The organism is Mesorhizobium sp. M1163, assembly GCF_040318415.1.
In the GTDB taxonomy this organism is placed as follows: domain Bacteria; phylum Pseudomonadota; class Alphaproteobacteria; order Rhizobiales; family Rhizobiaceae; genus Mesorhizobium.
Genome location: NZ_JAMYMF010000002.1, coordinates 284,039 through 296,867, shown reverse-complemented (window position 1 = coordinate 296,867; position 12,829 = coordinate 284,039). Strand labels below are relative to the sequence as shown.

The 12,829-nt window shown below is 59.1% G+C and carries 11 protein-coding genes and 2 pseudogenes; 7 read left to right on the top strand and 6 right to left on the bottom strand.

Annotation, left to right across the window (positions count from 1 at the left end):
• Nucleotides 1-175: 175 nt before the first annotated feature.
• Nucleotides 176-874, bottom strand: a complete 699-nt coding sequence (locus NKH43_RS03435; protein WP_352856604.1) for an excalibur calcium-binding domain-containing protein — start codon at nucleotides 872-874, stop codon at nucleotides 176-178.
• A gap of 123 nt (nucleotides 875-997) precedes the next feature.
• The gene (locus NKH43_RS03430) at nucleotides 998-1,270 is read right to left on the bottom strand and encodes a hypothetical protein (protein WP_352797380.1); all 273 of its coding nucleotides are present in this window, start codon (nucleotides 1,268-1,270) and stop codon (nucleotides 998-1,000) included.
• A gap of 923 nt (nucleotides 1,271-2,193) precedes the next feature.
• On the opposite strand from NKH43_RS03430, the pseudogene NKH43_RS03425 reads away from it, so the two are divergent.
• A pseudogene (locus NKH43_RS03425) lies at nucleotides 2,194-2,472 on the top strand (integrase core domain-containing protein); the annotation flags it as partial.
• Nucleotides 2,473-2,596: 124 nt separating this feature from the next.
• Here NKH43_RS03425 and gmd read toward each other — a convergent pair.
• The 3 genes and pseudogenes from gmd to NKH43_RS03410 all read right to left on the bottom strand — a co-directional run bounded on the left by gmd (nucleotide 2,597) and on the right by NKH43_RS03410 (nucleotide 4,958).
• The gene (gmd, locus tag NKH43_RS03420; RefSeq protein WP_352479096.1) at nucleotides 2,597-3,667 is read right to left on the bottom strand and encodes a GDP-mannose 4,6-dehydratase; all 1,071 of its coding nucleotides are present in this window, start codon (nucleotides 3,665-3,667) and stop codon (nucleotides 2,597-2,599) included.
• Between the two features lie 131 nt (nucleotides 3,668-3,798).
• Nucleotides 3,799-4,115 (bottom strand): annotated as a pseudogene (locus tag NKH43_RS03415) (nodulation factor ABC transporter ATP-binding protein NodI); the annotation flags it as partial.
• 438 nt (nucleotides 4,116-4,553) lie between these two features.
• Nucleotides 4,554-4,958, bottom strand: a complete 405-nt coding sequence (locus NKH43_RS03410; RefSeq protein WP_352856602.1) for a hypothetical protein — start codon at nucleotides 4,956-4,958, stop codon at nucleotides 4,554-4,556.
• 247 nt (nucleotides 4,959-5,205) lie between these two features.
• Between NKH43_RS03410 and NKH43_RS03405 the strand changes: the two genes are divergently transcribed.
• Nucleotides 5,206-5,361: a hypothetical protein gene (locus tag NKH43_RS03405; protein ID WP_352483792.1), complete on the top strand. Its 156-nt coding sequence runs from the start codon at nucleotides 5,206-5,208 to the stop codon at nucleotides 5,359-5,361.
• A gap of 388 nt (nucleotides 5,362-5,749) precedes the next feature.
• Complete coding sequence (locus tag NKH43_RS03400) at nucleotides 5,750-6,739, top strand: nodulation protein NodZ (protein WP_352517223.1); 990 nt, start codon at nucleotides 5,750-5,752, stop codon at nucleotides 6,737-6,739.
• A gap of 86 nt (nucleotides 6,740-6,825) precedes the next feature.
• On the opposite strand, the gene NKH43_RS03395 is transcribed toward NKH43_RS03400, so the two are convergent.
• Nucleotides 6,826-6,972: a hypothetical protein gene (locus NKH43_RS03395; protein WP_352856599.1), complete on the bottom strand. Its 147-nt coding sequence runs from the start codon at nucleotides 6,970-6,972 to the stop codon at nucleotides 6,826-6,828.
• Between the two features lie 136 nt (nucleotides 6,973-7,108).
• Here NKH43_RS03395 and NKH43_RS03390 point away from each other — a divergent pair, with 136 nt between their 5' ends.
• From NKH43_RS03390 to NKH43_RS03375, 4 genes are all read left to right on the top strand, one after another.
• Nucleotides 7,109-8,524, top strand: a complete 1,416-nt coding sequence (locus NKH43_RS03390; protein WP_352479100.1) for a mannose-1-phosphate guanylyltransferase/mannose-6-phosphate isomerase — start codon at nucleotides 7,109-7,111, stop codon at nucleotides 8,522-8,524.
• 648 nt (nucleotides 8,525-9,172) lie between these two features.
• Entirely contained in the window at nucleotides 9,173-9,364 is a 192-nt protein-coding gene (locus NKH43_RS03385) for a hypothetical protein (protein WP_352517228.1), read from the top strand.
• Between the two features lie 347 nt (nucleotides 9,365-9,711).
• Nucleotides 9,712-10,170 (top strand): (2Fe-2S)-binding protein, encoded by a 459-nt coding sequence (locus NKH43_RS03380; RefSeq protein ID WP_352467057.1) that lies wholly within the window; start codon nucleotides 9,712-9,714, stop codon nucleotides 10,168-10,170.
• Between the two features lie 3 nt (nucleotides 10,171-10,173).
• Nucleotides 10,174-12,375: a xanthine dehydrogenase family protein molybdopterin-binding subunit gene (locus NKH43_RS03375; protein ID WP_352856597.1), complete on the top strand. Its 2,202-nt coding sequence runs from the start codon at nucleotides 10,174-10,176 to the stop codon at nucleotides 12,373-12,375.
• Nucleotides 12,376-12,829 lie beyond the last annotated feature (454 nt).

The window sequence follows — 12,829 nt, the reverse complement described above, 5'->3', positions numbered from 1 at the left end:
GGTTTTGAAAGTCTTAGTTAAGGCGTCTTCTCTCTATTGTCGCAATAACTTTTTCTGCCCTTCAGATATAGAATACCTCGTCAAAAAATGGGGTTAGCAGACCGTGCCGCCCATGCATGGTCTTCGTTAGATCGGTGTAAGCGGAAAGCCGAACAGGCCGTAGCGCGCATTTCAGCTAGCAGAGTGTTTCGCATGGGATCCCATCCTTGTCGCGATCGAGTTTTCCGCCCCATGAGCAGTTTTGCAGGTACCAGTTGGCTTCGTCGCAGGAACCGATCTGCTTGCACGTTCTCCGCGGCTCGCAAGAATAGCCGCTCTGCGCGACCAGCTTACGGCTGATGATGCCCAGTGGGCGGCTCGACGGCGCCGCGCCGTCGGCGTGCGCAGCGCGCCATTCCCAGGGTGCCTGAAACGTCCCGGCCCACAGGCTGATCTTTGAGGCTTGGGCTTGCGCCTGCTGCCCCGCATAGGCGCCCTGGCTGTAGTGAGGCCAATCCAGCGCCTGGCCGTGCTGGACCATCCAGGCGGCCACGCCCGCGCCGTCGGCGCGCCGACAATCGCCGACAAAGCGGTGGTAGCGATCCCACGTCACGAATGTGCATTCGAGCGGCCTCGACGCGGCCAGGAAAGTGTCCAGCGCTTCGGCCGATCGCCGGCCGCAAGGATACTCGGCGCCATTCGCATCGCGGCACAGCTGTCGGCTCTCTGGCGCGTCGATGCCGTTGAAGCGGACGCCCTGGCCGTGGATTTCGATCGTATCGCCGTCAATGACGGATGCGACACCGGTAAGCAAGGCGGGCGCCGCCCTTCGTGGGCTGGCCTTTGATGCATCGTCGCTGCGTTGCGCGCCCGACGGCGCCAGGAAGGCAGCCACTGCCGCCGCTGCCGTAAGACTGAGCATTGCCGGCACGCTCGCAAGTTGGCGCCGCCACAGCTTGGCACCGGTGGGTCTCTGCCACCGATTGGATCGATATTTGCGGTATGGCCTGCTCATCCGCTACGCCGACCAGCCCGGCCATGCGCTGTCGACCATGGGCAGGCCGGCGCAATAGTAATCGTCAACGAACCGCCCGGTGGACCGGTCGCGGCAGCGCCAGATAACGTTGTAGTTCTGGCCATAGAATTGGTCCCACGCGACGCCATAGATTTGTGGTGGCGGTGGCCGGTAATATGTTCCGCCTCCATAGCCGTTGTTGGCAGCGACACCCACAGCTGCGCCGCCGACAGCCGCGACCGCTATTCCTGTCGCGACAGCATTGTCGGTTTTCACAAGCCTGGTGCACTTCTCTGCTGTTGCGCGCCTGCGCACTAGAAGGGCCGCTACCCGACTACGATACTGTTCGTCCGTGCTGCTGGCGAGAACGTGACATAGCGCAACGGTATTCATTGCCGTGAGATCGCTGTCCGACACGACAGTGCTCGTAGAGCAGCCGCTGACGCACAGGGCTGCACTTGCGATGAGCGCTCCAATTTTCATGTGAATTCCCCCAAACAAATATTGGGGCGAGTCCGACCTAGAAGTCCAGAGTTTTGTTTTTCACATTGCTACGATTCACAGCATGCTGCGGCTAGCTGGCATCCACTGCAACCAACTCTTCCGCCGGTCGTTGACTGATGCTGGGTTGATCTCAGCCACTCCAGAACTTGCCCGCTGGCTCAAAACCGGCGGGCTTTTTTTCCGCGACGCCGGAAGGCTCTATCTCGCCGCATGTTGTGGTACATCGGCACGCCGTCATCGGGCCGTGCCGTTGACCAAGGTGGTCCCTCCGCCATGGTCGGCCGGCGCAGCCTTGACCGTCCGCGCGGGCCATCCCAATCAAGCCCGCTGGCTTCGGTCGGCGGCTTTTTATTTGATCCCCGGCGCCGTCGGCTTGGATCTAGATCCTCGCCAGTGCCGGATTTGAAGGTAAGCTGCGGCGGTATGATCGCACTTCGCGCGGGACGGACCATTGGTGTGCAGCAAGAGCGCCGAGTTCATTCGGCCAAGATTCTGCACTAGGCCGAGGTAGGTGAAGGCAGATAGCTATCCGGTAATCGCTGAGATATTGGAGATAATGTTCCCCCATGGAGGTGTGTACCAGTATTATTAGTTTCCAAACTTCATGTACGAACGCCGTGGACGAGCTGCTGTGTGCGCTTGCCGTAAATCGCTTCCGCGAGTTCACAGTCGGAGGTTGGCTAGGACCCTAACGCGAGAGCTTCAACGGCCCCCTTCGCGATGAACTCCTCAACGAGACGCGGTTCACGTCCCTGGCCCAGGCCCGCGCGAGGCTCAATGTATGGCGCGCCGATTACAACGGCGCGCGTCCGCACTCGCACATCGGATGGCAGACACCCAACGAATGTGCATCGACCTTCAACCCGCGACGGTCGCTCGCGCTGCGCAACGTGAAACGCTCCGCGCCAGCACCCGTCGCGTCCACTGGCCATCAGGGCAAATCCACCCGCGGAAACGAACTCAAGACTGGATAAAATTTGGGGGAAACGTCAGGGCGGCCATAACTTTGCAGTCTTCAGACGCGAGGCGGCCTACAACAGCGCTGCCCACCATGCTTGTGGCCCGCGACCCACACGGCTTTTCCCTTCAGATCGTACATTATGCTTCCTTCATGATTACCGATGTCTGCATGACCTTGAGGTCTTCCCGCACCATTTCCGCGGCGAGCTCGCGCACGGATGTCTCATGCACCCAGCCGAGCTTCTCCTTCGCCTTGGTGGCATCGCCCAGGAGAAGATCGACTTCCGTGGGGCGGAAGTAGCGTGGGTCTACCTGGACTAGGCATCTGCCGGTCTCGACATCATAGCCCTTTTCGTCGACTCCCTCACCACGCCATTCGAGCTCGACGCCGACATCTTTGAAAACCCATTCGACGAATTGGCGGACAGGGGTCGTCTTGCCCGTCGCCAGCACGTAATCATCCGGTTGATCCTGCTGCATCATCATCCACATACCACGCACGTACTCACGCGCATGGCCCCAATCGCGTTGAGCATCGAGATTGCCGAGATAAAGCTTGTCCTGCTTGCCGAGGTAGATAGCAGCGGCGGCGCGGGTGATCTTGCGCGTCACAAAAGTTTCGCCGCGCAGTGGGCTTTCATGATTGAAGAGAATGCCGTTGGAAGCATGGATACCATAGGCCTCGCGATAGTTGACCACGATCCAGTAGGCGTAGAGCTTGGCGGCGGCGTAAGGGCTGCGCGGATAAAAGGGCGTTGTTTCGTTCTGCGGTACGGATTGCACGAGGCCGTAGAGCTCTGAAGTCGAGGCCTGATAGAAGCGGGTCTTGTCCTTCAGACCGAGAAGGCGGATCGCCTCAAGAAGTCGCAATGTTCCGATACCGTCGGCGTTTGCTGTGTATTCCGGCGTTTCGAACGACACCTGGACATGGCTCTGAGCGGCCAAGTTGTAAATCTCGTCTGGCTGGGATTCCTGAACTACTCGGATGAGATTAGTCGCATCAGTGAGGTCACCGTAATGCAAAATTAGGCGCGGATCGGGATCGTGCGGGTCTTGGTAGATGTCTTCGATGCGACCCGTGTTGAAGGAAGAGGAACGTCGCTTAATCCCATGAACGACGTAGCCTTTTTCCAGCAGAAGACGCGTGAGATAGGCACCATCCTGTCCCGTTATGCCCGTAACCAGAGCAACTTTCCTGTTCTCGCCCATTTTCTTCCTGCTCTATGGTAGTTGAAGTTTCGAATCTGGCTCGCCACACCGGCGGCCCGCCTCATACCCTATGGTAGGATTTCGACAGATGCGGCGCGGAGTTCGTCATTGACAGTGTCAGCCAGCGAGCACACCTGCTCCTGCTTCGAGGCATAGCAAAACAGAGTCTCGCCGCTAACCTGCCTAAGTCGCACATGCGGCCTGAGTGCCGAACTCAGCTCACGGGGTGAGCGACATAGATTTCAATCACGTCGCACCCGATTTGCTCATCAATCAGCGAGTTAGGACGCCCTTCTGGGATTCTACATCCGTTCTCAAGCACGCACAGTCGGTTGCCCAGCCGCTCCGCTTCTTCCACGAAGTGGGTGGCCAGTGGAATCGTATTGCCCTGCGCCAACAGGGCACGTAGCAGTTCCCAGATAAAATGGCGAGCATGTGGGTCCAACCCACACTAGAACTCCACCATCCCTCTTTTGCGCTGACCAAGTAATCTTTGCCTGCTTCAGCGTCTTCTAATGGAAATTGTTTTGATCAGTGAAATCGATTGTTTGGATGAGGTGCATCCATAAAATGGATTGTTTGACAGGGCAGCGCGGCACCATCGGCGGCACAAAGTCGTGGGCGCGAGGTTTCGCTCCGCGCGAAGACAAAGTTCGTGGCAGTCGGGGGCTTGGGCGAACCGCACATCTGAGACGGCGGCGAAAAGCCGGGTAGGGCATTACGTATTGACCTCCAAGGAATTTCGGGCGCGCTAGCCCGAAAACGGTGGCTGGGCTTCAACGATGGGCGGGACGAGGCGACCATCAAACTGTGATTCATACTGTAGGCGATCGCAGTGCGGCGAATTTGAACGGCCGCCTTTGCCAGCCCTCGCCATCGCATCCGGCTACAGGTGCCGAAGATCTTCTCGATCCGAGTACAAATTCTGTGGATCGGTTGGTTCCAGGCGTCGAGCTTTCGGCCTCGTCGCGCCCCCACATAGCGGTTGCGACGATGCGCGGCCTTCCACCCTTGGCGCGCACCGCGTCGCCGAGATGATTGCCTCGGTAGGCGCTGTCGGCAAACACTTCGCCGGGATTGTCGGGCAGAGCATCAGGAACGGCGTTGCCGACCTCGGTGTGGGCGCCGTGACGGCGATCTCCTCGACAAGGGCCGTATCGGCGTAGGCACCGAAATGGGCTTTGAAGCAATGAAACGCTGGTCGGCGCTTGTACTTGACCCAATGGCCCTCTTCATCATCTTCGCTGGCCGAGGCGATGATCGCCGCATCGACAGGCGTGCCGATCTTCACCTGGATCGCTGAACTGGCGGGTGATCTCGGCGAACAACAGGGTCATGAACCTCAAGGGCCTGTCGAAAACGGACGAGAGCGGGTTCGCACAGGTGTCCGCTCTGACACCGAGAACCCGCAGAACCGTCGGAACGATCCTCCACATGGCTGCAGACGCCAAAATTCCTCTCCCGGCCATCGTCGCACAGCATCGCGTGCCAGTCGCTCAGTCCAGCCGGCTCGAAAGCTATCCGGCAGGAGTTGCGCCATGTTGGCGCACTTGAAAGCGTCAGAGGGCGCCGTGTCGCATCTTTCGATGGGACCGGACGCCATGATGGCCATAAATGACGTGGATGGCCTGCGCCTGACATTCGACGGCTGGCGGGTCCTGCACATCCGTCCTTCAGGAAACGCCCGCAAATGACATGTTACGTTGAGGCAGTTAAGAATTGGACTTGAAAAAGGGACTTTGTGGACTGCCTCGACCGGCTGTTTCGCTTAGCAAGCGCGGCCCCACGTCAGCAGAGGCTCATGGTCAAGGAACGCCTTAGTATCCATCACATGGATGGGCCACATTCACGCAATCAATTTTACACATGTCGCCGGGCGCATTAGAGAACGCTGAATTTAAACCGGAAGCGAGTGTACCCGGCGTCAAGATTTGCGAGCGTCACAGAGATAAGGATAGGCAGTGCTGAGGAGCTCTTCCCACGCGCAGCCTCTACCAAATCGCCCGGCGTAACGGTCGACTAGTATCGATTAAGAGATCCCAAGTCAGATGCAACCTCGTCTCTGAAACGAGATTTCCGAAAATGCAGGTCAGTGGATTGGTAAAGCGCAGGTTCGTCGTCTCTCAGAGGCGTACGGGGTTCGGTGATTGTCTGTGGTCGCTGGCGGCCGCTTGGCGCTACGCTCAGCGGTCGGGACGAACGCTAGCCGTCGACTGGCGCGGGTCCTGCTATCTCGACCAACCCTTCACAAATGCCTTTCCGGTGTTCTTCCAACCGATCAATGACATCGCTGGCGTACCGGCTATTTGCGACGACCGGATCAACGACTTTTCCTTCCCGGGTCCATTCTTCCCGGAGTGGTGGAATAGGCCAGCGATCGACTGCCTTTACCGCCCAGATGAGCAGATTTTCCAAGAGCGCGACGAGTTGGGCGAGCTCTTTCAGGCCGAACACGATGTCGAAGCGAACACAGTAGTGTGTGACGCTTGCTTGATGTGGCGCTGCGATGAGGATGCCGAGCGGCAGGTCTTCCAGAGTGTCAAGCCTCGGTCTGAAATTCAAACACGCATAGATGCCATTTACCAAGAATGTTTTGAGGGGCACAGCATCATCGGGGTTCATGTTCGACATGGTAACGGTGAAGACATCATGGACCATGCGCCCTACTGGGCCGATCCGGAGTTCGCCGTTCGACAAGTGTGCACTGCGGTTGATAAGGCTAAAGCGTTGCCGCACCCCAAGCCTGTGCGGCTGTTCTTGTGCACGGACAGCGCGCAAATCCTGGATCATCTGTCGGCCAAGTTTCCCGATCTTCTCACCGTCCCCAAGCATTTCCGATCCGATCAAGACGGCCCCTTACACACTGCAGCACTTGGGATGGACGGCGCAATTTCCGCCCTCGTTGAGATGTATCTTCTCGGGCGCTGCGATACTGTAGTTCGGTTTCCTCCGACGAGCGCCTTTACACGATATGCACGCCTTTTCGTACCGCGGGTAATTGAGTTCGATCTGAAGGACCCAAGTCGTTTGATTTTGATAGAAGGCAGCCAAAGAGTCTCTCATCTTGATTAAGACCGCTACCTGGGCAATTCGGCAAATGGAACGAACAGGCATAGAGACATCGACCGCAATCCACGAGAGGCGGGCCATGGCATACGCTAAATGTCCCGCAGCTGCTCAGCTTGATCCGCAGGCTTGAGGATCCGGACACACTGCAGCAGTTCTAGGCTCCATTCGGGACTGTTGCCGACGTCGATGAAACCAACGGCCTTAGGGCACGAATACAGAATGACGAGATCATTCATCTGCGGCCGTCCGGCAACGCGCCAGAACTTCGCTGTTACTCGGAGCGCCGCAAGACCATCCTAGAGCGACGGCGGTCGTGACGCTGACGCTAAGGGCGCGGGCAATGACGTCCAGAGACGAAATCGAGGTTGTTTAATGAAAGTGGTTCCCGTCATCATCAGCGGTGGAGCCGGATCGCGGCTATGGCCCGCTTCGAGGCAATCGCACCCCAAACCTTTCCTTAAAGTAGCAGATGGACATTCTCTCATTCAGCACACTGTGCTGCGCGTCGGTTCGATAAAGGGCGTAGTGGAACTCGTCGCCGTGACATCTGGGGAACACCTCTTCCTTACCAAGGACGAGTTCGACGAACTAGATTCCGTGGTCCTGCCACGCACCTTTTTGCTCGAGCCTGAAGGCCGGGATACGGCCGCAGCCGTTGCGGCAGCCGCCATCCATGCCAAGGCAACGCAAGGCCCTGACGCGATTCTATGCGTCTTCCCAGCCGATCACATGGTTGGCAACCTGCCTGCATTTTTAGACGTCATGTGCCGGGCCATCGAACATGCGAAGCTCGGGCGGATCGCCACATTGGGCATCACCCCAACCAGACCGGACACGGCATTCGGCTATATCGAAGCGGATGGTGAGAAAGTCGTCCGTTTCGTTGAAAAACCGGATCTGGACACAGCCAAAGCCTATGTCGCGTCCAAGCGCTTCTTCTGGAACGCCGGCATTTTCTGCTTTAGCGCACAAACCATGCTCGACGAGATGGCATCGCATTGCCCCGCGGTGATCCAGGCCGCCTCCGACAGCTACGAGAACGGGCGCTTCAGTCAAGGCGAAGGCTTTGCCAAAATCGAACTCGCGCCTGAGCATTTCGGCTCCGCCCCGCGAATCTCGCTCGACCACGCTGTCATGGAGAAGACGAACAAACTTGCCGTGGTTGCCTGCGACATGGATTGGAACGACATCGGATCCTGGAACGCAATGGCCGATTTGATCGCCCCCGACGAAAGCGGGAACAGGATACGCGGCGATGTGCATATGGTCGACACGACCGGCAGCTATGTGAGCTCCGACAAGCGCGTCATCGGCACGGTCGGTGTCAGCGATCTGGTGATCGTCGATTCCCCGGACGCTTTGCTTGTCGCATCCCGCGACCGCGTTCAGGACGTCAAGAAGCTGTTCGAGGGCCTCAAGGCTTCAGGACATGAAGCTCACCTGGTCCATAGCACGGTACACCGGCCGTGGGGTACCTACACGGTTCTTGAGGAAGGCGAGCGCTTCAAGATCAAACGCATCGAGGTGAAGCCCGGTCGGCGGCTGAGCCTGCAGATGCACTATCATCGTTCGGAGCACTGGGTCGTGGTCAGCGGCTCCGCGAAAATCGTCAATGGCGAGCAGGAGTTGTTCCTGGCGACAAACCAATCAGCCTACATCCCCTGCGGCCATAAGCATCGGCTGGAGAACCCAGGCAGAATTGACCTGGTGATCATTGAAGTGCAGAGCGGCGATTATCTCGGCGAGGATGATATCGTTCGCTTCGACGACGTATATGGTCGAACGTAGATTTCACCCGCATGACGAGAACGGTCAACGTGTCGCTGACTAATTACCACTAGGAAGGCCGTCTGCCCACTCAGGACCGGATGCTTGTGGAATCGGGAATTGACCAAGGCAGCGGCGAATGACCGCAATCGGCATCAGGGTGGGACAAATCAACCGGAAAAGACCGGAGAGCATAGTAACGCAACACAGTCCCACTGTCGAATAGCCTTTGATATTTCTGACTTTCCAAGCACCCTCAGGGCCCACCAAAATTATATCAATGGCTTATGGCCGACTTCGCTCTGAAGTGGGCCAAATCGACCTCGCTATCCCCGCAGCACTCAGTTCGATTGTTTTCTCATGAAAACGAGCAAGGACCGGGGGAGGGCGATCTTGTGCTGGCTTCTATGTCCAATCTTGCTCCTGTTCGTCGTCAGGTCGTGTGCAGCCACATAGCGCGGCTATCGCGAGGCTGGAAGGCCTCCGATCGATAGGTGCGGCGAACGGCGGCAACGAGGTGCGAATAGGATGGCTGAGCGTATGATCGAGAATACCGCAGTTGCGGTCTAGCGCGAAATGCAGCGTCTGTGACTCATCGGTCATTGCAGCGGGAAATCATGACCCTAAGCCGCCCTTCATCAGCCCACCAGCGCCCAGAAGAAGGCGAAGATCCGTCACAATGCCTACCTGTACCAAGGCTTCAAGCAGTTCACCGCGAATGTGAAGACCGCCAGCCATTGCTTCTTCATTTTCGGCCATTCGCTCGCTACGAATGACGACCACATCCTTAACCGCATAGCGCGTGGCAAGTTTCTGGCATCTATGGTGAACCAGCATCCGCGGATAACCAGCGGATCATGAACCACGCGAACGAGCTAGCGGTGCAGCGCAACGAAAAACCGCCGCTTGATGTCGTCTTTTATGATGCTGCTACAGTTCATGTCTGGGGTTTAGGCTTAGAAGCGGAATGACTGCCAACCAGGTCATCGAGCCGGAAACTGACCGGCCGGTCGGCCCAAAAATGACATTCAGTTGCCTCCAGCCTTTCGACACGAGCCACTTCACGATCTCGCGATTGCCAGCTAGCGGCTTGTTGCTCGAGCTGCGCGATCCTAGTCTGTGGTCGCTATGCCTCAGCAAGAAGAGTCCGGTTCCTAGCCGGGCGGAGGCGCAACGAGATAGCCAGCTCAGGACAAGGAGAGCAAGCCATGGTCGCTTTTACCCTCAATGGCGAGGCGCGAACACTCGACGTCGATCCAGAGATGCCGCTGCTCTGGGCGATCCGTGACGGCATCGGACTCACAGGAACGAAATTCGGTTGCGGCCTTGCCCAGTGCGGCGCTTGCACGGTTCACGTTAACGGCATGCCGACGCGCTCGTGCCAGACCGCAGTCGGCGACATCGAAGGAGCCTCGATCACCACCATTGAGGGCGTGTCGGGCAAGATCGGCGAAACGGTCCAGGCCGTGTGGGCCGAGTTCGACGTACCTCAATGCGGCTATTGCCAGTCTGGCCAGATCATGTCGGCCGTGGCCCTCCTGACAGAGACGCCGAAGCCGACGGACGATGATATTGATTCGGCGATGAGCGGCAATCTCTGCCGCTGCGCCACCTATCATCGCATCCGCGCGGCCATCCACGAGACCGCCAACCGGCTGGAGACTTGAGGCATGTTGCAGTTTCTCCCGAAGCATAATGCCGTGGGGCCCACGCGCCGCCAGTTCCTCCTCGGCACGGCCGTCACCACCGCGGGCCTCGCCGTGGGCTACCGGCTAATGATGGCCGCGCCCGCCAACGCACAAACGACGCCTGCAGCGGTCCAGGCGAACCCCTTCCAAACCTATGTCGAGATCACACCGGAGAACCGAATCGTCATCCACTCGTCGCAGTTCGAGATGGGACAAGGCTCCTATTTCGGCATCGCCACCCTGGTTATGGAAGAGCTCGACGGCGTCTGGGCGCAGGTCCACGTGGTCGGCGGATATGGCAATACCGCGCTCTACGGCAATCTCGCCTGGGGCGGGGCCGCGCAGGGAACCGGTGGCTCCACGTCGATGAGCTCGTCGTGGGAGCGCTACCGCAAGGCGGGTGCTGCCGCACGGGCCATGCTGGTGGCGGCCGCGGCGCAGCGGTGGGACGTGCCAGCCGGCGAGATCACAGTGGCTTCCGGGGTCGTGTCGCACGCCTCAGGGATGCAGGCGCGCTTCGGTGACCTGGCTGAAGCCGCAGCGGGAATGCCGGTTCCCGACGACGTGCCGCTAAAGCCGCGCGACAAGTGGGCCCAGATCGGATCGGACAGCCTCAAGCGCTACGATTCCGCCGGCAAGACCAATGGCGCGCAGACCTACACGATCGACCTCAAGATGGATGGACTCAATACGGCCGTTATGATCCATCCGCCGAAGTTCGGCGCTGAGATCGAGAGCTTCGACGCCTCCAAGGCCAAGGCACTCGACGGCATTGTCGATGTCGTCCAGACGCCGCGCGGCATTGCCGTGGTCGGCAGGGACATGTGGACGGCGCTCAAGGGCCGCGATCTCGTGGAGGTGACCTGGAACGAAGAGAAGGCCGAAAGGCGCGGCACGGCCGAGATCATGGCCGAATACACTAAGGCAGCAGACGATCCGGGCGCGGCCACCGCGCGCGACGACGGTAACACTCCCGCAGCGTTGGCCAGTGCTGAGAAAGTCATCCAAGGGCACTACGAATTCCCCTATCTTGTCCATGCTTCGATCGAGCCACTCAACGCGGCCGCCCGAATCAACGAAGACGGCACCATCGACGTCTGGGGCGGACACCAGATGCCCGACCTTTATCAGGCGGCTGCCGCTCAAGTAGGCGGCACCACGCCGGACAAGGTGAGGCTGCACGTGATGAAGACCGGCGGCAGCTTCGGCCGCCGAGCGGTCTCGGACGCAGATCTCATTATCGAAGCTGTTTCCACAGCGCGTGCACTGGGACCCGGCAAGCCAGTGAAGGTGCAGTGGACCCGCGAGAACGACATGCGGGGTGGGCGGTACCGGCCGGCCTATGTGCACGCAGTCAAGGCGGGGCTCGACAAGGAAGGCAATGTCGTCGCTCTCCATGACCACATCGTGGGCCAATCGATCGCGGGCGGTTCGCCCTTTGCGGCGATGATCGAGAACGGCATCGATCCGACCTCCGTGGAGGGCGCCACCAACCTGCCCTATGCGATCCCGAACCTGAAGGTCGAGCTGACCACCACGGACGTGAACATCCCAGTGCTGTGGTGGCGTTCGGTAGGCTCCACCCACACCGCTTACGCAATGGAAACCCTGATTGATGAGCTCGCCGCCGCTGCGAACCGTGATCCGGTCGACTTCCGCTTGTCGATGCTCGGTCACCATTCACGGCATGCCGGCGTGCTGAAATTGGCTGCTGAGAAGGCAGGCTGGGACAAGCCTCTGCCGGAAGGCCATTTCCGCGGCGTGGCCCTGCATGAAAGCCTCTCGACCTATGTCGCCGAGGTGGTGGAGATCACCTTCAACGATGGAAATGATTTCAAAGTCGACCGCGTCGTCTGCGCGGTAGATTGCGGCACCGCGATAAATCCTGACCAGATCCGCGCTCAGATGGAGGGCGGTATCGGCTTCGGGCTAGGCGCGATCCTCCAGGAGGAGCTGACCCTGACGGGCGGTGTCGTAGACCAAGAGAACTACGACACCTATATGCCGCTCAGGATCGAGCAGATGCCGCGCGTCGAGGTGCACATTGTGCCGTCCGACGAGCCGCCCACGGGCGTTGGCGAGCCGGGTGTGCCGCCGATCGGCCCGGCCGTCGCCAACGCGCTACGGGCGGCGACGGGCAAGACGATCCGCAAGCTGCCGATCATAAAGAACTTGTCAGCATAGCCGGGAATGACACCATGAAAACGGCCGGATGAAGATCGCGGTCGTAGGTCGTTTTTGAACGCCTCCTGACAGGCGATCACCTCCATTCGCAATTTCCGGCGGCTGCCCGGTCCAATATCCGGTTTAGAGACGGTAACCCGTGTTCTGAACGACCGCAGACGGTCGTTGGTGCTGGTAGCACTAAAGAACCGCTTTCGAGACGCAAACGCCGCACGCAAATGTCTCGAAAGGGTCACGCTAGAGACTTTGTACCACCTAGTTGCATGTCTGCTATCGCTTTCTGGGCGCGAGAAGCGGCCGGTCCTCTGACGGCCCCATAACAGGACATTGATGTCTTCGCGCTGAGCGTCAGCAGTTGGCGCTACCGCGACCCTTCTCAGGAAGGCTGCACACCGACGCGATCTTCCTTTCGCCTTGCGCAAACCTCCCTTCCGAGTGAGGCGTTCAGTGCGTC